This window comes from Sorangium sp. So ce185, assembly GCF_051526825.1.
Taxonomy (GTDB): Bacteria; Myxococcota_A; Polyangia; order Polyangiales; family Polyangiaceae; genus Sorangium; species Sorangium cellulosum_D.
In genome coordinates this window covers 11,905,307-11,924,534 of record NZ_CP150316.1, presented here as the reverse complement: position 1 = coordinate 11,924,534, position 19,228 = coordinate 11,905,307, and the positions used below count along the sequence as shown (strand labels likewise).

Sequence of the window (19,228 nt, the reverse complement as noted above, 5' to 3'; positions counted from 1 at the left end):
AGCGACCGCCGGGGCGGGCTGCGCTCCGGATCTTGCCATCGAATCCACGCGCCGCCGTCGCGGCCTGCTCAGTAGGTCTCCGCGCACACGCCGTGGCCGCACGGATAGACCATGAAGGCGCCGGCAGGGGCGCTCCGCCAGGCCGGGAAGGTCGCGAGCGCCGCCCCTGTGTCGATGTCGTAGAGGACGCCGTCGCCGCGCGAGTAGAACAACGTCGCCGAGACCGGCTGGATCCCGTAGTCGTTGTACGAGGACGAAAAGTTGAGGTCGGTGCGGATGGGGATCCTCGGCAGCGGCGGCGCGGTGACGGGATTGCCGAGCTCGTCGTAGATCGTCGAGGCTTGGTACTCCCAGCGGATGCGGTCGCTGTTGAAAACGTAGGTCTGGACGAGCACGCGGGTGTCGTCGATCCAGCCGATCGCGCAGCCGGGCACCGCGTTGACGAGCGCGCCGTCCTCGTAGAACTGCGTGAACCCGCAGCCCTCCGTGGGGACGGCGTCGGTGACGACGAAGTGGTGACCGTCGGGGGAGACGAGCGGCGCCGGCCGAAGGATCCCGGTGTCCTGGAAGAGCGGCGCGCCGCCCGACCAGTCGCTCACGACGCGCTCCGTCATGCGGCCGTCGATGAGGTAGGTGCGACCGACCGTGCTGCCGTCGAACGACATCGAGAAGTCTTGAACCACCTTGTCGTGCGAGAGCGAGGCGAGCTCCGCGCCGTCCGGCAGCGAGAAGAGCCGGAGCGATCGGTCCTCCGTATACGAATCGATGTCAGCGCGCGCCGCGAGCAGGCTGCCGTCCGACGAGAGCAGCACCTTCGAGCTGTGGAACGGGGCGATCACCGAGGGCCCGGCGTCGAGCGCGGCCGTATCATGGATCAACGTCTTCCCCGAAGCCGTCGCGAGGGCCACGTGCCCCGAGGGAGAGCCCGTGACGGCCTTGAGCGCGCCGCAGCCGAGCAGCCCCGCGCCCTCCGGATCGGTGAGGGTGCCCTTGTGCGCGATCGCGCCGAGCCCATTCGAGACCGCCCAGCGCAGGTCCTGGTCGATGGTGACGCTGCGGTTGTTGGCCAGCGGCAGCGGGTGTTCGCTCAGGCTCACCTCGGCGCCGTCGAGATCGATGATATCGAGCCTCGGCTCTCCCTGGTGAAGCAAGGCGAGCGCGCGCTCGGTCGGCACGAACGTGTAGCGGTAGTCGGCCCTTTCAGGGTACTCGGCGACGGGGACGGCTCCGCCTCCGACGCGATAGATCACGAGCGGGTCGTCCGGTCTGCCGTCCACGATCGACCAGAAATAGTCGCGCGTCCCCGCGAGGTACTTGATCGACGGCATGTTGACGATGCTCTCCTGGATCGCCGCCTTCGAGTACACGCGCACCGTGGTGCCGGCGGTGGTGAGGAAGCGCTCGCCGTCCTGGAACCACGAGTGGAATGTGCCCGAGAATTCGGGGGTGACCGTGGGAGGCGAGCCGTCGGCGGGGAGCACCGCGATGCTGTTTTGCAGGGGGGCGATCCCCGGGCCGATGCGCAGCGCGTCCGGCGCCGCGTGGACGTCGCCATAGTGGCTCACCGCCGCGGACCAGCGCTCGACCCCCGCGGTGCTAAAGAGGGTGATGGTCCTGGCGGACAGGTTGCGCGTCCAGGTGTAGCTTCCGTCGGTCGCGAGCCCCGCGTCGTCGTACTCCGCGGTCACGGAGGCCAGGAGGGAGCCGTCGACCGCGCTGCGCAGCTCGAAGGCGTGCTGTGGGTTCGTCTGGACCAGCACGACGTCTCCGCGGAGGGCCACGCCGCCCGGCAGCTCGGACTCCGGTTCTCCGGCCAGCGGGTTGCCGGGGTCGATGCCGCCCGGCGCGCGGCCGCCGGTGATCGCGGCGCCGGTGTCCGTATCCCAGAGGATCCAGCGTTCGTAATCCCAGCTCAGGACGCGGCCTCCGGAGACGAAGAGCCGGGCCAGGCGGCGCTCGTGACCGAGATCGAGAAATGCCTCCGGAGCGCCGAGCGAAAGGGATGACGTGCCGCACGGCCCGAAGGAGGCGGCGCCGCCGCCTTCGCCGCCGGAGCCCCCGACGCCGCCGCCTTCGCCGCCGGAGCCCCCGACGCCGCCGCCTTCGCCGCCGGTGCCGCCGGTGCCGCCGGTACTGCCGGTGCCGCCGGTGCCGCCTTCGCCGCCGGTGCCGCCTTCGCCGCCGTTGCCGCCGAGCCCTCCGTTGCCGCCGAGCCCTCCGTTGCCGCCGAGCCCTCCGTTGCCGCCGAGGCCGCCTCCAGTTCCTCCGCCCTCGCCCCCGGAGCCGCCTCCAGTTCCTCCGCCCTCGCCCCCGGAGCCGCCCTGGTGGCCGCCGCTGCCCTCCGTCCCCGTGGTTGCTGAAGGAGCAGCTCCGCCTCCGCCGGGGTCGCCGCCCCCCGCGTCGGAGCAGCCGAGGAGCGCGACGAACGATACCGCGACAAGCGTTGTGGGTCTCATGCGCATGGCCTCATGGATGCCTCCGGTCCCCGGGCCATTCATCGACGAACCAGCGCCCAGCGACGTGCCTTGACCCCGGGGCGGCCTCATCGTTCCGGGGCGCGGCGGGGCTCAGAGGCAGGCGTACGCCGCGTCGATCAGCGCCGGCCACCGCGGGTCGCCGCCCTCGCCGCTCGCGATGGGCTGGTTCGGGGTGTAGCCGAAGCCGAGCCCCGCGTCGGGATCGGCGAAGCCGAGCGCGCCGCCCGCGCCAGGGTGGCCGAACGTCCGCGGGCCGCGGCCGAAGGGGCGCAGCGCGCTCGGGAGCATGAAGCCGAGCGAGAACCGGCTCTCCGCGAGGAGCACGGCGTCGGGGCCGCGCGACCGCTCCGCGAGCGCGGCCTCGACGCCCTCCGGCGAGAGCACGCGCGCGGCGCCCGCGAGCGCCCCGCCGTTCGCGAGCGCGCCGTACATCCGCGCGAGGGCGCGCGCGTTCGCGTGGCCGTTCAGCGCCGGGATCTCCGCGCGCCGGGCGCGGGCGGTGTTGACCAGGCCCGGCGACACGAGGTCCCGCGGCCGGGTGAAGGCCATCGAGGTGAGCGACGCCGGGTCGCGGAAGCTCGCGGCGAACGCGCCGCCCAGGCCCGAAGGGCCCGCGATCGTCGGCGGCACCTCGGCGATCCGCCCGTCGTGCTCGGCGCCGGTGCCGATGCGGAAGTCGAGGTCGAGCGGCCCCGCGACCGCCTCCCGGAGGAACGCGCCCACCCGCCGGCCGCTGGCGCGCCGGATCACCTCGCCCACGAGGAAGCCGAAGGTGACGGCGTGATAGCCGTGCCGGGCGCCCGGCTCCCAGAACGGCGCCTCCGCGGCGAGGGCCGCGGTCATCGCCCGCCAGTCGTAGAGCGCGCCCTCCGCCGGCTCGGCGCGGAGCGCGGGCAGGCCGGCGCTGTGGTCGAGCAGCTGGCCCACGAGGACGCGCTCCTTGCCGGCCGCGGCGAACTCCGGCCAGGCGGCGGCGACCGGCGCGTCCACGTCGAGCGCGCGCCGCTCCGCCAGCGCGTGGGCGCACAGCGCGACCGCGCCCTTCGTCGCCGAGAAGACGTTCACGATCGTGTCGCCTCCCCACGGCGCGGTCCTCGCCGCGTCCCGGAAGCCGGCCCAGAGGTCGACCACCACGCGGCCGCGCACGGCGACGCTCACGGCGGCCCCGAGCTCGGGGAACCGCTCGAAATTCGAGGCGAACGCCGCGCGCACGGGCGCGAACGCGGGGTCGCAGGAGCCTTGGATCGCGAGGCGCATCGCTCGTCCCTTCTTCCTTTCCTCGGAGCCGCACGGGCGGGGCGCGCGGGCGATCCCGCCCGGCCCTCGATCCCGAGCGCCGACCCCGGAGATACACAACTTCAGTTGCGCAACCTTGGTTGATGAATAGGACCGCCGCCCGAGACCGTCAACTCCATTTGCGCAACCTTGGTTGCGGGGTACAGCCTCCCGCCGTGAAGCCTGCGCCGCCGGACGAGGACCTCGTGCTGCTGTTCGCCGCCCTCGCGGCCGCGACCAGCGACGAGGTGATGCGCCGCGTGGAGCGGGCCGGCCACGGCGATCTCCGGCCGAGCCACGGGTACGTGTTCCAGCACCTCATCCCGGGCCCGGTGAAGGTGAGGGAGCTCGCGGAGCGGCTCGGCATCACGGCGCAGGGGGCGTCCAAGGCGGTGGCGGAGCTGGAGGAGCTCGGCTACGTGCGCCGGCGCGTCGCCGAGGACGATCAGCGCAACCGGCTCGTCGAGCTCACCGACCGCGGGTGGGCCGCGGTCGAGGCGGGGCGCGCCGCGCGGGCCGCGGTGAACCGGCGGCTCCGGGCGCTGCTCGGCGAGGAGCAGGCCGCCGCGCTGCTCGCGTCGCTCCAGCGCATCGCGGAGCGCACCGGGGGCCTCGCGCTCCTGTCCTCGCGGCGGCTCCGCCAGCCGTAGCGAGGTATCCTCCCCGGATGCCTTCCTACCACCTCGCTCAGGTCAACATCGCCTTGCCGCTCGAGCCGCTCGACTCGGCGCGGCTGGCCGACTTCGTGTCGGCGCTCGCCCCGGTCAACGCGCTGGCCGACGCCGCGCCAGGGTTCGTGTGGCGCCTGCAGGGCTACGGCGGCGACGCCACCGCGGTGCGGGCGTTCGGCGACGACCGGATCCTCGTGAACATGTCGGTGTGGGAATCGGCGGAGGCCCTGTCCGACTTCGTCTTCCGCAATCCCGAGCACGCCGCCGTGCTGCGCCGTCGCCGGGAATGGTTCGTCCCGATGAAGGAGGCGATCGCGGTGCTGTGGTGGATCCCGGCCGGGCACATCCCGACCGTCGCCGAGGCCGAGGAGCGGCTCGACCACCTGCGCCGGCACGGCCCGACGGCCCACGCGTTCACCTTCCGCCGCCCGTTCCCCGCGCCGGACGCGCCGGACGCCGCCGTCCCCGCGCCCGCGGACGACGCGCCGCGCTGCCCGGCCGGCTGAGCCGTCGGCGCCGGGCGACGACGCCGGCGCCGCCCGCGCCGCGGGGGCTCACGCCGGCTCACCGCGGACGTGCCCGCGCGCGTCGCGCGCTGCTCAGGAACTGGAGCTGCTCTTCGAGCGCGTCCCACACGGCGGCGATGCGCGGCACGTGGCGCAGGCTGCGCGGCGTGACGAGCCAGAGCTCGAGCACCGGACCTGCGGGGAGACCGAGATCGAGCTCCACCAGGCCGTCGTCCAGGTCGAGCACGCTGCGCGGCAAGACGGCGGCGCCGAGGCCCGCGCGCACGGCCTCGAGCTGAGCGATGTAGCTGCTCACGACGAGCTTGGGGGCCTTCCGCACGTGCCGCTTCTGGTAGTCCTCCTCGACCGCGGGGATGCGGCCCAGGTCGACGCCGATCCAGTCGAGCTCGTCGCGGCTCTTCTTCGCGTGCTTGCGGTGCGCGACAGGCACCGTGGGCAAGGTGACGATGCGCGCGGCCACCAGATCGCCGCTCCTCGGCCGGAAGAAGCGCACGGCGATCTCGGCCTCGCGATGGCCCAGATCCGCCGCCTCGTAGCTGGTCAGCAGGTGGAGCGACACGCGCGGGTGCCTCTCGGCGAGCACCGGGAGCACGCGCGGAATGACGCCGTGCACCGCGATCGACTCGGTGAGCGCCAGGCGAACCAGGCCCTCGACCTCTCTCTCGTGGCCATTGGCCTCGCGCACGAGCCGGTCGGCGCCGGCCTCCATCGACTCGACGTGGCGGCGGAGCTGCTCGCCGAGCGGGGTGAGCATGGAGCCTCCCGGAAGCCGATCGAACACGGCCGCCCGGAGCGTTCGCTCGAAGGTCGCCATGCGCCGGCTCACCGTCGATTGCTCGATCCCGCGCTTGCGGGCGGCGGCCGAGAAGCTGCCCGCGCGCGCCACCTCCAGGAAGAGGCGCAGATCGTCCCAATCCACGTCGGCGGGCGGCCTGCCAGCCGGCGCGGAAGCGCGAGAGCGTGCCATGCATCCACGCATGGCACGCCTGCCCAGGTCCGTCTACCCAGCGGCTGCTGCATGTCCAAGATCGGCGCATGCACCTCATCATCCACGGTCACCCAGCGCCCGACAGCTTGAGCGACGCGCTCGCCCAGGCCTACGCCAGCGGCCTCCAGAGGGGCGGCGCCAGCGTCGAGCACCTGGCCCTGCGCTCGCTCGCCTTCGATCCGCACTTGCGCGCCGGCTTCAGCGGTCGACAAGACCTCGAGCCCGATCTCCTCGAGGCCCGGACCGCCATCGAGCGCTCGAGCCACGTGGCCTGGTTCTTTCCCACGTGGTGGGCGGGCCCGCCCGCGCTCGTCAAGGGCTTCGTCGATCGCACCTTCTTGCCCGGCTGGTCGTTCGCCTATCGAAAGCGCAGCCCGCTGCCCGAGGGGCTGCTCGCCGGTCGCAGCGCGCGCGTCGTGACCACGATGGACAGCCCGAGCTGGTGGTACCGCTTCTGGCACCGGCGCTCCGTCCATGCCTCGTTCGTCAACGCGACGTTGCGCTTCGTGGGCTTCGGGCCCGTCCGCGAGACCACCTTGTTCAACCAGAACACCCGGAACCCCGAGCAACGCGCGGCCTGGCTCCGGGACATGGAGCGCATCGGCGAACGGGACGCGCGGCGGTTCAGCGCCGGGCGATGACGGCGGCGCCGCCCGCGCCGCGCGGGCTCACGCGACGCGCCCCGGCGCGATCCGGAGCAGGTCGAACTCGGCTACGAAGCCCTCGCCCACCGGGCTGCAGGCGTAGAGGCCGCACTCGACCTCGCGCGCGCCGTCGTCCTCGTGCAGGTGGGCCATGCGGATCTGCGTCCAGGCCCCGCCGTCGTCCGAGCTCTCGACGAGGTAATCCGGCCCTTCCCGCCGCACGCGCAGCCAGACCTCGCGGCGATCCGAGGGGAACGGCTGGGTCGACCAGTCGCTATAGCCCGCGTTCGTCACCACGGCGCCGAGGCGGCTCGGGCCGTCCGGCTCGAACTCCACCGACGTCTTCAGCCAGCACGACTCCGCGATCCGCACCATGAGCCCCGCCTGATCGTACTGGTGCGCCGGCCGGAACCGCACATGGCACGTCATCACGAAGTCGCCGCCGGCGCGGGTGAAGAGGAAAGGCCCGTTGTCGGTGCGGAAGCCGTAGTGCGTCCGCTGCCAGTAGTCCGTCTTCGCGCCGGGCTCGACCACGAGCGCGCCCCGCTCCGGCTCCACCACCCAGCGCGAGGGCGGGTTGCGCCACGTGAGCCGCGGGTCGATCCCGATCCTGGTAAAGCCCTCTTCCAGAAGCTGCCCTGTCATGACGCCGGCCTCCACACGTCGCGCCCCGTGAGATCCGCCCCCGCGCGGGCGCGGGCCGGGAGCCTACCACGGAGCGCGCCGCCGCCGGGCGCGCTCCTGCGCGGCCCGGCGCCGCCGCTCACGCCGAGGGCGCGCGCGGGCCGAGCACCGCGTCGTGGAGCTCGTCGAGATCGAAGGGCTTGGCGAGGAACCGCGCGAGCCCGAGCTTCGCGGCGAGCTCCGCGACGTCCACCGCCGCGCTCACGAGCACCACGCGCACCACGGGGTCGATCCGCTCGCGGATCGCCTTGGCGCACTGGCAAGGAGAGAGCCCGGGCATGAAGTAGTCGCACAGCACCGCCCGCAGCCGGTCGCGCTCGCGCTCGAGCAGCGGGAGCGCCTGAGCACAGTCGGCGACCTGGAGGCAGTGGAGCCCCCACTCGCCGAGGCTGAGGGCGACGAGCTCCCGGAAATCGGGGTCGTCGTCGATGACCAGCACGCGGTTTCGCAGCATGTTCCCTCGGCTCGCTAACGTCGGAGTTCCAGTGAAAAGACCATGAGATCTCCGGGCCTCCGCTCGATCCGGAAGCTCGCGCCGTGCAGCCGGGCGATCCCCTGGACGAGGTGGAGGCCGATGCCCGTGCTGCGCGGCTCGTCGCGCCGCCCCTCGAACGTGACGACGGCGAAGGGCTCCAGCAGCTCCTCGAGGTCCTCCGGGAGATCCTTCCCGCCCCGGACCTCGATCGTGATGAGCACGCGCGAGGCCGAGGCGGCGTCGATCGTGACCAGCACCGGATCGCGCTCCATCGCGACCGCCACGGCCTGGACGAGCAGGCTCCAGAGGGCCTCCTCGAGGAGCTCGGGATCGCCCAGGAGGTGCGCGTCCCCGCGGGGCACCAGGCGGATGACGTGATCCTTGGCCACGAGCTCGAACTCCCCGATCACGCGGCGCGCGAGGTCCTCGACGTCGATCGCTCGGGGCTTGAAGGGGAGCTCGCCCCCGGACATGCGCGCCGACCACAGGAGATCCTGGACGAGGCGGGCGAGGCGCGTCGCCTGGCGATCGATGATCGCGAGGGCGCGCTCGCGGACGGCCGCGTCGTTCCGCTGGGCGAGCGCGACCTGCGAGAAGCCCTTCATGATGGTGAGCGGCGTCTTCAGCTCGTGCGCGGCGACGGCGAGGAACCGGTCGCGCTCCTTGTCGCGCTCGGCGATGGTCTTGAAGCTCGTGTTCAGCGTGTGCGCGAGCACGGCGAGCTCGTCGTCGCCCAGGCTCCCGAGCGGCTCGTAGACGCCGAGCTCGCGAAAGCGCTGGACGGCGGACACCATCCCGCGGATGCGCGGAACGATCGCGCGGCGCACGGCGAGGCCGAAGAGCGATGCCGCCGTGACCCCCCCGAGGCCGACGGCCAGGAAGACGAGGAAGATGATCTGCCGGTTGTGCTCGTAGGCGACGTAAGCGACTTCCATGTAGCGCAGGTTGATCTTGTTCAGCCGGACGAGCGCGGCGCTGAGGTCCTCCACGTCGGTGCGGTGCACATAGGGCGCGGCCGGCGCCGGGCCGACGAGCCCGGTCGTGCGCTCGAGGCTCGCCACGACGGAGGCGACGATGTTCGCCGCGTCGCGCTCCTCCTCCAGCAGCTTGAGCTTCCCGGCCCGCTCGAGCGCGACGCGGAGGTGGATGGCCTCCGGCAGGGTCGACGTCGCCGTCAGCCAGTCGCGCTGGTACCGATCGATGAAGAACCGGAGCTCCATGATCGGCCGCCGGGCCTGCTCCGGGACGTTCGCCGAGGGCCGAGCGAGCAGGGCGAAGAGCGCGTTCGACGACTCGATGCCGCTGTTGATGACGACGAACGGCTCGAAGATGTAGTGACGCAGGTAGGCGGTCTCGGCAGAGAGCCGCTTGAACGCGACGATGGATACGACGATGCCCAGGGCTGCGAGGAGCAGCTCGCTCAGCACGAGCAGAGAGAGGCGCCTGCCGATGGACATCCCCATCGGATACGCGTCGCCCCCGCCGCTCGGAGGCGAGCCCGCGTGCTGAGCACGTTGAGACCACCGAGACATCGGCCAGCTCCTCGGTGTCGCCTGGGAAGCAAGGTGGGCACCACGACGACGTCGACGCGGTCCTCGCGAGCGCCCGGCCGCCCGCCGCGCCGCGCCCCGTCGCGCTATTGCGGCCGTCCCTGCGCGATCCAGCTCTCGACGAGCTGGATCTCCTCCGGGCCGAGCGCGGGCAGCCCGAGCGGCATCCCGCGCACCGCCGGATCCGCGCGGCCGGCCTCCTCCGCTTGCCGCGCCGCGAGCGCGGCGACGAGGCGCGGCACGCCGTCCGGCCCGCGGGCGAAGACGCTCCGCCGCTCGCCCTGATCGTCGACGTAGCCCGCCGCGATCCCCTCGTACGTCGCGAGGTTCAGCCCGCGCGGCTTGAACCCGAAGCCGCCCGTGTTCCCGGGCCCGCCGTCGCCGAGCGCGTAATCGGGCTCGGAGTGGCAGTGCCTGCACGTGACGCGAAACACCCTGCGGTCCACCTCGGCGTAGGTCACCCGGCGCGAGAGCAGCGGCAGCCGCTCGGGCGCGCTCGCCGGCGCCGGCGGCGAGAGCGCCGTGGTCGCGACGAAGGCCGCGATGTCCCGCGCCTCGGCGGGCGACATCGGCACCTGGGGCATCGGCGTGCCCGGCTTGATCGCCCCGGGATCGAGCACCCACGCGGCGAGGTCCGCGGGCTCCATCCGGTCGCGCGCGTGCCGCAGATCCGGCGCCAGGGCGACCGCGGCGCGCGTCTCCTTCTCCATCGCCCTCACCGGCGCGACCGCCGTCAGCCCGGCCGCCCCGGTGAAGGCGTGGCAGGTGCCGCACCCCTTGGCCTCGTAGAGCTCGCGCCCCCGGGCCGCGCTCGCGCCGCCGAGCGCCTCGCGCGGCCGCTCGCGGCGATCGCGCGTGAGGTAGGCCGCGATGTCGCTCGCCTGCTCGGGCCCGATCGCGAGCCGCGGCATGGTCGCGTGAAGGCGCGGGCGCAGGTCGTGCGGCGCGAGCAAAAACCCGCGGATCCAGTCGCGCCGGAGCCGGTCGCCGGCGGCGGCGAGCGACGGGACGTCGCGCAGCTGCACAAGGTTCTCGTTCCACCGCTTCATCGCCGCGGCAGGCGCCTGGAACCGGCCCGCCGCGATGTCCTGGTGGCACTGGACGCAGTGCGCGTCGCGCGGCGCGGGCGCCAGTCCGGTCCCGTCGTGGCAGCGGTTGCACTGGAGCTCGGCGACGAGCCGCTGCCCGCGCGCCGGATCGCCGGCCGCCGCCGCGACGACGGCGGCCTGCGCGGCGGCGGCGGCCGGGGCGGAGGCGGCGGCCTCCGCGGCGCCGCCGCCCGCGGAGAGGGGCGCGGCGGGCTCGGGCCCCCGCGCGTCCTCGGAGGTGCACGCGGCGGCGCTCGAGGCGAGCGCGACCAGCGCGGCGAGCAGCGGACGGGCGCGCATCGGCGTCAGCTCTGCGGGCGCGGGTCGATCGCGCGGCTCGTCCGGCACAGGGCCGCGTCCTTCGCCATCGCCTCGCAGCGGCTCGCCGCGGCGTCGTGCCCCGCGGCGTCCCCCGACAGCGCGCGCAGCCGCGCCAGCGCCGCGTACGCCTCGGGGCTCGCCAGGAGGTCCTTCTCCGCCAGGCCGCCGAGCAGCTGCAGCGCCTCGCCGCGGTGCTCCGGCGACCGGGCGAGCGCCTCGCCGAGGTCGGTCTGCAGCGCGGGATCGCCCTTTCGGTGCTCGTTCAGCCGGCGCAGCGCGCGGATCGACCAGTCGACGTTCGCCTTGCGCTCCTCGGCCGACGCCCCGCCCCATGTCTCGAGCAGCTCGCGCGGCACCTCCGGCCGGACGTCGAGCGCGCCGCCCGCGCGCGCGGTGGCCACCGCGAGGACGCGGAAAGCCCGGTTGAGCAGCGGATCCTTGTCGTGAGAGATCCGCCGGATCTCGGGGAACATGCGGATCACGCTCCCGGCGGCCGCGGTGATCCGGCCGTCGCGCAGGGCCTGCTCGGCCTGAGCGACCCCCATCACGCGGTGATCGATCGCGGGCAGGATCTCCACACCACCGCAGGCGGCCGCGTCCCCCGAAGGAACCAGGGCGGACGCGACGAGAGCACAAACAAGCGTGAGTCGAACGGCGGGACCATTCATGGGAAGGACCTCCTCGGGCAGGCTGCGCCGGCGCGCCCCGTCGCTCATCGGGCGCTGCCGATCGACTGTGACAACGCCTCAGAAAAAAAAGTTGCTCCGCGATCGCGACACCTTCGCCGCGCGACCGCTCAGCCCGGCTGCCCGATGTAAGCAAAGGTGGGCGGATGCGAACGCTGGGTTGCCTTGGTGCGCTGCCCGGTGTCCAATGCGGGCCTTCCAAGGAGATCCGGCATGTTGAAGAAGCGGCGCCTCGCGATCGCGGTCCTGCTGGCCCTCGCCAGCGCGCTCCCGGCGTGCACCCGCAACAAGAAGGCGGACTGCGCGAGCCCCGAGGTGTTCTGCGTGGGCCTCGTGACGGACATGGGCAAGATCGACGACAAGTCGTTCAACCAGTCGGCCTGGGAGGCGATCCAGCGGGCGCAGAAGGAGCTCGGCGCCACGACGCAGTACATCGAGACGACGGATCCCAAGGATTACCCCAAGAACATCGCGACCTTCGCCGAGGAGCAGTACGACGTGGTCGTCACGTCGGGCTTCGGGCTCACCGAGGCGACGCACGCCGCGGCCGATCGGTTCAAGGACGTCAGGTTCATCGGCATCGACCAGTTCCAGGCCGCGACCAAGCCGAACGTGGTGGGGCTGGTCTTCCCCGAGGATCACGGCGGCTTCCTCGTCGGCGCGCTGGCCGCGATGATGACCAAGACCGGCAAGATCGGCGCCGTGCTCGCCACCGACGCCGTCCCGCCCGTCTACCGCTTCGGCGAGGGCTTCCGCGCCGGGGCGCGCCACGTCAAGCCGGATATCGAGCTCAGCGTCGTTTACCACAACGACGTTGGCTTCGATAAGACGTTCACCGATCCCGAGTGGGGGAAGACGACCGCCGTCTCGATGATCGACAAGGGCGTCGACATCGTCTTCGGCGGCGGCGGCAAGACGGGCAACGGCGCGCTGCTCGGCGCGGCCACGAAGGGCGTCTACGCGATCGGCGTCGACACCGACCAGTACTACACGGTGCCCGAGGCCCAGAAGGTGCTGCTCTCCAGCGCCGTCAAGCTCATCACCGAGGGCGCCTTCGACCTCATCAAGATGGCCAAGGAAGGCAACCTGCCGTCCGGGAACTTCCAGGGCAAATCGGGGTATGCGCCGTATCACGATCTCGACGGCAAGGTCCCGGCCGAGGTGAAGGCGAAGATGGAGGAGCTCCGCAAAGGGCTCCTCGACGGGACGCTCAAGACGACGGTGCCGCCCGCCAAGGACGCCAAGTAAAGCCGTGATCGCCCCAGGCTCCCGCGGATGCGACAGAAGCTGATCCGGCTCTTCGAGCCGCTGCTCCTGCCGGCCCTCTCGGTGTTCACCGCGATGGTCCTGGGCGGCGTCCTCATCGCCCTGGCCGGGGGCAACCCGCTCGAGGCGTACGCGGGCCTGCTCGAGGGCGCGTTCGGGTCGCCGCGGGCGGTGAGCGAGACGCTCGTGTGGGCGACGCCGTACATCCTGGCCGGCCTGTCGGTCTCGCTGGCCTTCAAGGGGGGGCTGTTCAACATCGGGGCCGAGGGGCAGCTCGCGCTCGGCGCGCTGTCCGCGGCGTGGGCCGGCCACTGGCTGCCGCGGCTCGTGGGCGGCGGCCTGCCCGCGGCGCTGCACGTGCCCCTGACGCTGCTCCTCGGCGCGCTCGCCGGCGGGCTGTGGGCCGCGGTGCCCGGGTGGATCAAGGCGCGCGCCGGCGGACACGAGGTGATCAGCACGATCATGCTCAACTACGTCGCCCTCAACGCGGTGAGCTTCCTCTTGAACGGCCCCATGAAGGATCCCGCGGCGTCCAACGTGCTGTCCCGCACGCCCCTCATCGACGAGAGCGCGCGCCTCCCCGAGCTCGTGGAGGGCTACCGGCTGCACTGGGGCTTCCCGCTCGCCCTGCTCGCGGCGGCGCTCGTGGGCTGGGTGCTGCGGCGGACGGCGTTCGGCTTCGAGATCCGCACCGCGGGGCAGAGCCCCGACGCCGCGCGCTACGCCGGCGTGCGCGTGGGCCGCACCGTGATCGTGACCATGGCGCTCTCGGGCGCCCTCGCCGGCGTGGCCGGCGCCATCGAGGTGAGCGCGCTCCACCACCGGCACGAGCTCGGGTTCTCGCAGGGCTACGGCTTCGACGCGATCGCCATCGCCCTCCTCGGCAAGGCGCACCCCGGCGGCACGGTGCTCGCCGCCCTCTTGTTCAGCGCGATGCGCAGCGGCGCGACCCGGATGCAGTACCTCACGCAGATCCCCATCGACGTGATCTCCGTCATCCAGGCGCTGATCCTGCTGTTCGTCGCGGCGGACACCCTGGTCCGCCGCATCTACCGGGTCCGCGGCGAGCGCGAGCGGCTCGTGCTCACGCGCGGGTGGGGCGGCTAGGGGGCGGCGATGGGCCATCGACGCTACGCCTTCATCGCGGTGGTCGTGAGCGTGCTGGTCGGCGTCGTGGCGCTCGTCGGCGCCTCCCAGGTGCCGCCGCTGACGATCGTGGCCAGCATGGCGGCCACGACCCTCGCCGTGGCCACCCCGCTCACCCTGGGGGCGCTCTCCGGCGTCTTCTGCGAGCGGAGCGGGGTCGTGAACCTCGGCATCGAGGGGATGATGCTCGCGGCCGCGTTCTCGGGCTGGTTCGGGTCGATCTACGCGAGCGCGGTCCTCGGCGTCCCGCCGTTGCCGAGCCTGCTGCTCGGCGTCGCGATCGCGGTCGCGACCGGCGCGCTCCTCGGCCTCCTGCTCGCCGTGCTGGCGGTGACCTTCTCCGTGGACCAGATCCTCGCGGGGACGGTGATCAACTTGCTGGCCGTGGGGCTCACCGGCTTCTTCAACCGACAGCTCTTCTTCGGGCCCGGGAGCTCGTTCGGCGGCCAGGTGCCGCACGCGCCCGGCGTCCTGCCGCGCCTGCACGTCCCGCTCCTCGCGGACGCCCCGATCGTGGGCCCCGTGTTCGAGCAGCAGCCGATCGCCGTCGCCGCCGTCGCGCTGGTCGGGGTGACGCACCTCGTGCTGTTCCGCACGCGGTGGGGCCTGCGCGCGCGCGCCGTGGGCGAGCACCCGCGCGCCGCCGCCACGGTCGGGATCGACGTGGCCCGCGTGCGCTACGTCAACGTCGTGATCGGCGGCGCGATCGCGGGGCTCGGCGGGGCGTACTTCACCCTGGAGTCGGTGCCGTCCTTCGAGCCGATGATGACGAACGGGCGCGGCTTCATCGCCCTCGCGGCGATGATCTTCGGCGACTGGACGCCCTTCGGCGCGTGGGCCGCGGCGCTCGTCTTCGGCGCGGCGCAGGCGTTCCAGATCAACCTCCAGCTCTTCCGCGACCAGATCCCGCCGTCGTGGTCGTTCCTGCAGCAATCGTCGGTCGTCGGGCTCGTGCCGTACCTCCTGACGCTGCTCATCCTCACCGGCGTCATCGGCAAGACCACGCCGCCGGCCGCCGACGGCCAGCCCTACGATCCGGAGGGCCGGCGGTGACGGCCGTCCTGGAGGCCCGGGGGATCACCAAGCGGTTCTCCGGCGTCGTGGCGAACGACGGGGTCGATCTCGACCTCCGCGAGGGCGAGATCCACGCCCTGCTCGGGGAGAACGGGGCCGGCAAATCGACCCTGATGAACATCCTTTACGGGCTGTTGCGCCCGGACGAGGGCGAGCTCCGCCGCGGCGGGCGCCCCGTCTCGCTGCGGTCGCCGAGCGACGCGATCGCGCTCGGGATCGGCATGGTGCACCAGCATTTCATGCTCATCCCGGTGTTCACGGTCGCCGAGAACGTCGTGCTCGGCGCCGAGCTCGTGCGCGGCGGCCTGCTCGACCGCCGGCGCGCGAGCGCCGAGGTCCGCGCGCTCTCGGCGCGCCACGGGCTCGACGTCGACCCCGACGCCCGCGTCGAGGACCTCCCGGTCGGCGTGCAGCAGCGCGTGGAGATCCTCAAGGCGCTCTACCGCAACGCGGAGATCCTGATCCTCGACGAGCCCACGGCCGTGCTCACGCCGCAGGAGTCGGACGAGCTGTTCCGCGTGCTGCGGGGGCTGACGGCGCGGGGGGTCTCGGTCCTGTTCATCACGCACAAGCTCCGGGAGGTGCTCGCGGTCGCGGACCGGGTGACGGTGATGCGCGCGGGCAAGGTGGTGGGCGCCGCGATCCCGGCCGAGACCGACGAGCGCGGCCTGGCGGCGACGATGGTCGGCCGCGAGGTGGCGCTCCAGGTGACCAAGGCCCCGGCGAGCCCCGGGGCGGTCGTGCTCGAGGTCGAGCGCCTCAGCGTCGCGGGCCGGCGCGGGGCGGGCGCCGACGTGGTCCGCGAGGTGAGCTTCTCGGTGCGCGCCGGCGAGATCCTCGGGATCGCCGGCGTGCAGGGCAACGGCCAGACCGAGCTCGTCGAGGCGGTCACCGGCCTCACGCCGCCGCGCGCCGGGCGCGTGCTCCTCCGGGGCCGCGACGTCACCGGCGCATCGCCGCGCGACCTCATCGAGCGCGGCGTCTCGCACGTGCCCGAGGACCGCCAGCGCCACGGGCTCGTGCTCTCGTACGCGATCGCGGACAACCTCGTGCTCTGCACGTACCACAAGCCCCCGTTCGCCGCGCGCGGCGTGCTCCGCGACGACGCCCGCGAGGAGAACGCGCGGCGATTGATAAAGACCTTTGACATACGCGCGCCCGGCCCGGGGACGCCGGTCTCGGCGCTCTCGGGCGGCAACCAGCAGAAGGTGATCCTCGCCCGCGAGATGAGCCGCCCGGTCGAGCTGCTCGTGGCGAGCCAGCCGACGCGCGGCGTGGACGTGGGCTCGATCGAGCACATCCACCGCGAGATCGTGGCGGCGCGCGACGCGGGGGCGGCGGTGCTGCTCGTGTCGGCGGAGCTCGACGAGATCCTCGCGCTGTCGGACCGGATCTCGGTGATGTACCGGGGCGGGATCGTGGCGACGCGGGACGCGGGCGCGGTCTCGCGGACGGAGCTCGGGATGCTGATGGCCGGGGCGCTCCCCGGCGAGGCGGCGCCGGCGCGCGATGGCGAGGCGGCGCCGGCGCGGGACGCCGGCGAGGCGGGCGAGGCGGGGGCATGAGGGGGCTCGGCGCAGTGGCCGCGGCTGCGGTCCTCGCGGCGGCGGCCGCGGCCCTGTTCGCGCCGCCGTCCGCGGCCGCCCCGACGCTGGAGCAGTACCGGTATTTCCGCGCGCTCTCCCTCGATCTGAAGGGTCGGCTCCCGACCCGCGAGGAGCTCGCGGAGATGGAGTCGCCGGGCTTCGACCTCGACGCCTGGATCGAGCGCCACCTCGACGGCCCGGGGTACGTCGAGCGGCTGACGCGCATTTACATGGATGTCCTACGGCTGGAGCTCGGCCCGGTGGGGCTGTTCGCGCCGCCGGAGACGACGCTCCGGAGGGCCGAGGTGCTCGGCCCGGACGGCAAGCCGCTCTACGTCTATTTCCGCTACAACCAGCGCCGCTTGAACCCGGTGATCGACGGCGAGCTCTGCTTCTCCGAGGCCGAGAGCGGGCTCCGCGGGAGCTTTCATGCGCTGACGGGGACGCCCAAAGCGATCTCCCAGAAGCTCCTCGACGAGCGGACCACGGTGGTGCGCCCGTTCTGGCTTTACCGCGATTACCTCTCGCTCTCGCCGACGCAGCGCTACGGCGCCGGGTGGAAGGACCCGGACAGCGCCTATGTCCCGCTGCCGCAGCTCCTGGTCGAGCCCGACGGCAAGACGCCGACGGTCGAGGTCCGGGTCTGCAAGGAAGAGGCGCAGACCGCCGAGGTCGGCCGCATCCATGCGAGCGACATCCCCCCGTTGCCCGCGGGGGCTCCGCTGCCCGCGGGGCGCGTTCGCCCGCCGATGCCCGAGGATCGCTATGCCAAGGAGCACCGGGGCGAGCCGATCTCGTGCCGGAGCGCGCTCGCCTTCGCGATGAGCGTCGATTGCGGCTGCGGCATCGGGCTCGAGCATTGCTTGCCGGGCGACAACTCCGGCAGGGATCCTCGCGCGTTCGTGCTGCCCGCCCACGTCCCGCTCGGCATCGAGAGCCCGATCGGCTCGGCGCCGCGCACGATCTCCGGCTGGAACAAGTTCTGGTGGTCGCAGGAGGCGATTCACCTGATGCAGCACGTCTTCCGGGCCGACCGCGATTTCCGGGAGATCCTCACCGGGCGTTACACGTTCATCAACGGTCCGCTCGCGCAATTCTATCGATCGAGCGCGCCCGCGGCGTGCTGCTCGCTGCACAAGTCCTTCGGGATGCGCGAGGACGAGGCGCCGCTGTTCTTGCCGGGCGCGGTGCCGCCGGTCGTCGCGCCGCACGACGTCTCGGAGTGGACGTACATCCCCGATCGCGGGCCGCGCGCGGCGGGGATCGTCACGACGCCGGTGTTCCTGACGAAGTACTCCTCGCGCCGCGCGCGCGCGGCGGCGCTCTACAGCGCGTTCTTGTGCAAGAGCTTCGCGGCCGAGCACGCGGAGCTCCCGCCGTCGGACGAGCCCGATCTCATGGTCCGGCCGGGCTGCTCCAGCTGTCATGCGACGCTGGAGCCGCTCGCCGCGTATTTCACGCGGGTCGAGGAGACGACGTGGACCTATCTGCCCGCCTCGCGATTTCCGATCGAGAACCCGGTGTGCAAGCTGGACGCGGAGGGCAAGACGGGCGGGTCGTGCCGGCGCTTCTACGATCCTGACTTCTCGAGCAGGGAGCGCGGCGTGCTCCGGGGCGCGTATGCCTCGCCGGATCACGCCGACCGCGGCCCGGCCGGCGCCGCGGCCGATCTCACGCGCATGCCGGAGTTCGCGTCGTGCGCGGTCGCGCGCGTCACCGAGTCGTTCCTCGGGCGGCCGCTGCGCGACGAGGACGAGGCCCTGCTCCGCGCGCTGCGGGAGCGGTTCGTGTCGCGCGGCTACCGGATGCGGCCGTTGGTCGAGGCGATCGTGCGGTCGCCGGCCTACGCGCGCGCGAGCAACGTGCGGCCAGCGCTGGAGCGCGGCGGCGGGGGCGCGCGGTGATGCGCGGCGGGGGCGCGGCGATGCGCGGCGGGGGCGCGGCGATGCGCGGCGGGGTGAGGGCCTTCGCCCTTGCCGGGGTGGCCGCGGTGGCGGGCGCGTGCGCCCCGCCGGAGGCGGTCGCGCCGCGGCCCGCGGCGCCGCTCCGGGAGACGGGGCGGGTCGCGCAGAGCCGGACGCCGAAGCAGGATCTGCGGCTCATCCCGGCCGAGGCGTACCTGAGGACGTATCTCCGGCTCTTCGGCGGCCTCTCGCCGGCGGCGGTCGAGCGGCGCGCGCGGGGGGACGACAAGGCGGCGCTCTTCGACGCCTGGGAGGACTACCTCACGGCGCTCGGGCTCCCCGATCACGGCCTGGATCTCCCGCGCGGCACGCAGACCAACGCGCTCATGATGGCGGCGTTCGAGCGGCTCGGGATCGCGCTGTGCGACCGCGCCCTGGAGCACGACCTCAAGGCGAGCGCGCCGGTGCCGATCGAGCGCCGGCTGATCTTCGCCTTCGACCTCCCCGCGGAAGACCTCGACGCGGCGGCGTTCGCCCCGCGGTTCGACGTGCTGCACCGGACGTTCCTGAGCTACCCGGCGCGCCTCGCGCCGCCGGACCGGGAGGCGAAGTTCTTCGCGCTCTACCAGGGCACGGTCGCGCGGCACCGCGCGAAGGGCGCGCCGAAGTCGCGGTTCTCGCCGGGCGAGGCGGGGTGGGCGGCGGTGTGTTACGGGCTGGTGAGGCACCCGGAGTTTCACCTGTATTAGCGGCGGCCGGTCCGTGCCGACCCGTCGCGCGCACAGCCGTCAATGCAGGCTCCAGCGCGCTTCCGGGCTCGCCAGCCGCCCGGGAGTTCCGGAAAGCATGCCCAGCCGCGCCAGGAC

The 19,228-nt window shown here is 73.2% G+C and carries 17 protein-coding genes; 9 read left to right on the top strand and 8 right to left on the bottom strand.

Annotated features, from left to right (window positions below; translation table 11 throughout):
• Positions 1–68: 68 nt before the first annotated feature.
• The gene (locus tag WMF26_RS44000) at positions 69–2,456 is read right to left on the bottom strand and encodes a hypothetical protein (RefSeq protein WP_437997600.1); all 2,388 of its coding nucleotides are present in this window, start codon (positions 2,454–2,456) and stop codon (positions 69–71) included.
• A gap of 111 nt (positions 2,457–2,567) precedes the next feature.
• The gene (locus tag WMF26_RS43995) at positions 2,568–3,734 is read right to left on the bottom strand and encodes a serine hydrolase domain-containing protein (protein ID WP_437997599.1); all 1,167 of its coding nucleotides are present in this window, start codon (positions 3,732–3,734) and stop codon (positions 2,568–2,570) included.
• A 194-nt stretch (positions 3,735–3,928) separates the two neighbouring features.
• Between WMF26_RS43995 and WMF26_RS43990 the strand changes: the two genes are divergently transcribed.
• Both WMF26_RS43990 and WMF26_RS43985 read left to right on the top strand, forming a co-directional pair.
• Positions 3,929–4,402, top strand: coding sequence for a MarR family winged helix-turn-helix transcriptional regulator (locus tag WMF26_RS43990; protein WP_437997598.1), 474 nt, complete (start codon positions 3,929–3,931; stop codon positions 4,400–4,402).
• 17 nt (positions 4,403–4,419) lie between these two features.
• Positions 4,420–4,929: a DUF3291 domain-containing protein gene (locus WMF26_RS43985; RefSeq protein ID WP_437997597.1), complete on the top strand. Its 510-nt coding sequence runs from the start codon at positions 4,420–4,422 to the stop codon at positions 4,927–4,929.
• A 58-nt stretch (positions 4,930–4,987) separates the two neighbouring features.
• Here the strand turns inward: WMF26_RS43985 and WMF26_RS43980 are convergent, their stop codons facing one another.
• Complete coding sequence (locus tag WMF26_RS43980; RefSeq protein ID WP_437997596.1) at positions 4,988–5,917, bottom strand: LysR family transcriptional regulator; 930 nt, start codon at positions 5,915–5,917, stop codon at positions 4,988–4,990.
• A gap of 68 nt (positions 5,918–5,985) precedes the next feature.
• Between WMF26_RS43980 and WMF26_RS43975 the strand changes: the two genes are divergently transcribed.
• The gene (locus WMF26_RS43975) at positions 5,986–6,579 is read left to right on the top strand and encodes an NAD(P)H-dependent oxidoreductase (RefSeq protein WP_437334026.1); all 594 of its coding nucleotides are present in this window, start codon (positions 5,986–5,988) and stop codon (positions 6,577–6,579) included.
• 27 nt (positions 6,580–6,606) lie between these two features.
• Here the strand turns inward: WMF26_RS43975 and WMF26_RS43970 are convergent, their stop codons facing one another.
• The 5 genes from WMF26_RS43970 to WMF26_RS43950 form a co-directional block, all read right to left on the bottom strand.
• Entirely contained in the window at positions 6,607–7,227 is a 621-nt protein-coding gene (locus tag WMF26_RS43970; protein WP_437997595.1) for a DUF1349 domain-containing protein, read from the bottom strand.
• Positions 7,228–7,345: 118 nt separating this feature from the next.
• Positions 7,346–7,720 carry a response regulator gene (locus WMF26_RS43965; RefSeq protein ID WP_437997594.1) on the bottom strand — a complete coding sequence of 125 codons (375 nt, stop codon included), beginning with the start codon at positions 7,718–7,720 and terminating at the stop codon, positions 7,346–7,348.
• Between the two features lie 14 nt (positions 7,721–7,734).
• On the bottom strand, positions 7,735–9,204 hold the full coding sequence (locus tag WMF26_RS43960; protein WP_437997593.1) for a sensor histidine kinase: 1,470 nt from the start codon (positions 9,202–9,204) through the stop codon (positions 7,735–7,737).
• 173 nt (positions 9,205–9,377) lie between these two features.
• Positions 9,378–10,679 carry a c-type cytochrome gene (locus WMF26_RS43955; protein WP_437997592.1) on the bottom strand — a complete coding sequence of 434 codons (1,302 nt, stop codon included), beginning with the start codon at positions 10,677–10,679 and terminating at the stop codon, positions 9,378–9,380.
• A 5-nt stretch (positions 10,680–10,684) separates the two neighbouring features.
• Positions 10,685–11,368 (bottom strand): hypothetical protein, encoded by a 684-nt coding sequence (locus WMF26_RS43950; RefSeq protein WP_437334021.1) that lies wholly within the window; start codon positions 11,366–11,368, stop codon positions 10,685–10,687.
• Between the two features lie 231 nt (positions 11,369–11,599).
• On the opposite strand from WMF26_RS43950, the gene WMF26_RS43945 reads away from it, so the two are divergent.
• From WMF26_RS43945 to WMF26_RS43920, 6 genes are read left to right on the top strand one after another with little or no spacing between them, the layout of a single operon-like run.
• On the top strand, positions 11,600–12,634 hold the full coding sequence (locus WMF26_RS43945; RefSeq protein ID WP_437997591.1) for a BMP family lipoprotein: 1,035 nt from the start codon (positions 11,600–11,602) through the stop codon (positions 12,632–12,634).
• A gap of 27 nt (positions 12,635–12,661) precedes the next feature.
• Positions 12,662–13,759, top strand: coding sequence for an ABC transporter permease (locus tag WMF26_RS43940; RefSeq protein ID WP_437334019.1), 1,098 nt, complete (start codon positions 12,662–12,664; stop codon positions 13,757–13,759).
• Positions 13,760–13,768: 9 nt separating this feature from the next.
• Entirely contained in the window at positions 13,769–14,851 is a 1,083-nt protein-coding gene (locus WMF26_RS43935; protein WP_061621958.1) for an ABC transporter permease, read from the top strand.
• Positions 14,848–16,437 (top strand): ABC transporter ATP-binding protein, encoded by a 1,590-nt coding sequence (locus WMF26_RS43930; protein WP_437997590.1) that lies wholly within the window; start codon positions 14,848–14,850, stop codon positions 16,435–16,437. The genes WMF26_RS43935 and WMF26_RS43930 overlap by 4 nt, the downstream gene beginning before the upstream one ends.
• On the top strand, positions 16,434–18,362 hold the full coding sequence (locus WMF26_RS43925; protein ID WP_437997589.1) for a DUF1585 domain-containing protein: 1,929 nt from the start codon (positions 16,434–16,436) through the stop codon (positions 18,360–18,362). Before WMF26_RS43930 ends, WMF26_RS43925 begins: the two co-directional genes overlap by 4 nt.
• The gene (locus tag WMF26_RS43920) at positions 18,362–19,111 is read left to right on the top strand and encodes a hypothetical protein (RefSeq protein WP_437997588.1); all 750 of its coding nucleotides are present in this window, start codon (positions 18,362–18,364) and stop codon (positions 19,109–19,111) included. The genes WMF26_RS43925 and WMF26_RS43920 overlap by 1 nt, the downstream gene beginning before the upstream one ends.
• Positions 19,112–19,228: the final 117 nt, after the last annotated feature.

What these genes read in the sequence shown, in the direction of transcription:
- WMF26_RS44000 (WP_437997600.1), bottom strand. Translation starts at nt 2,456, where the DNA reads ATGAGACCCACAACGCTTGTCGCGGTATCGTTCGTCGCGCTCCTCGGC.
- WMF26_RS43995 (WP_437997599.1), bottom strand. Translation starts at nt 3,734, where the DNA reads ATGCGCCTCGCGATCCAAGGCTCCTGCGACCCCGCGTTCGCGCCCGTG.
- WMF26_RS43985 (WP_437997597.1), top strand. Translation starts at nt 4,420, where the DNA reads ATGCCTTCCTACCACCTCGCTCAGGTCAACATCGCCTTGCCGCTCGAG.
- WMF26_RS43980 (WP_437997596.1), bottom strand. Translation starts at nt 5,917, where the DNA reads ATGGCACGCTCTCGCGCTTCCGCGCCGGCTGGCAGGCCGCCCGCCGAC.
- WMF26_RS43975 (WP_437334026.1), top strand. Translation starts at nt 5,986, where the DNA reads ATGCACCTCATCATCCACGGTCACCCAGCGCCCGACAGCTTGAGCGAC.
- WMF26_RS43970 (WP_437997595.1), bottom strand. Translation starts at nt 7,227, where the DNA reads ATGACAGGGCAGCTTCTGGAAGAGGGCTTTACCAGGATCGGGATCGAC.
- WMF26_RS43965 (WP_437997594.1), bottom strand. Translation starts at nt 7,720, where the DNA reads ATGCTGCGAAACCGCGTGCTGGTCATCGACGACGACCCCGATTTCCGG.
- WMF26_RS43960 (WP_437997593.1), bottom strand. Translation starts at nt 9,204, where the DNA reads ATGGGGATGTCCATCGGCAGGCGCCTCTCTCTGCTCGTGCTGAGCGAG.
- WMF26_RS43955 (WP_437997592.1), bottom strand. Translation starts at nt 10,679, where the DNA reads ATGCGCGCCCGTCCGCTGCTCGCCGCGCTGGTCGCGCTCGCCTCGAGC.
- WMF26_RS43950 (WP_437334021.1), bottom strand. Translation starts at nt 11,368, where the DNA reads ATGAATGGTCCCGCCGTTCGACTCACGCTTGTTTGTGCTCTCGTCGCG.
- WMF26_RS43945 (WP_437997591.1), top strand. Translation starts at nt 11,600, where the DNA reads ATGTTGAAGAAGCGGCGCCTCGCGATCGCGGTCCTGCTGGCCCTCGCC.
- WMF26_RS43940 (WP_437334019.1), top strand. Translation starts at nt 12,662, where the DNA reads ATGCGACAGAAGCTGATCCGGCTCTTCGAGCCGCTGCTCCTGCCGGCC.
- WMF26_RS43935 (WP_061621958.1), top strand. Translation starts at nt 13,769, where the DNA reads ATGGGCCATCGACGCTACGCCTTCATCGCGGTGGTCGTGAGCGTGCTG.
- WMF26_RS43925 (WP_437997589.1), top strand. Translation starts at nt 16,434, where the DNA reads ATGAGGGGGCTCGGCGCAGTGGCCGCGGCTGCGGTCCTCGCGGCGGCG.
- WMF26_RS43920 (WP_437997588.1), top strand. Translation starts at nt 18,362, where the DNA reads ATGCGCGGCGGGGGCGCGGCGATGCGCGGCGGGGGCGCGGCGATGCGC.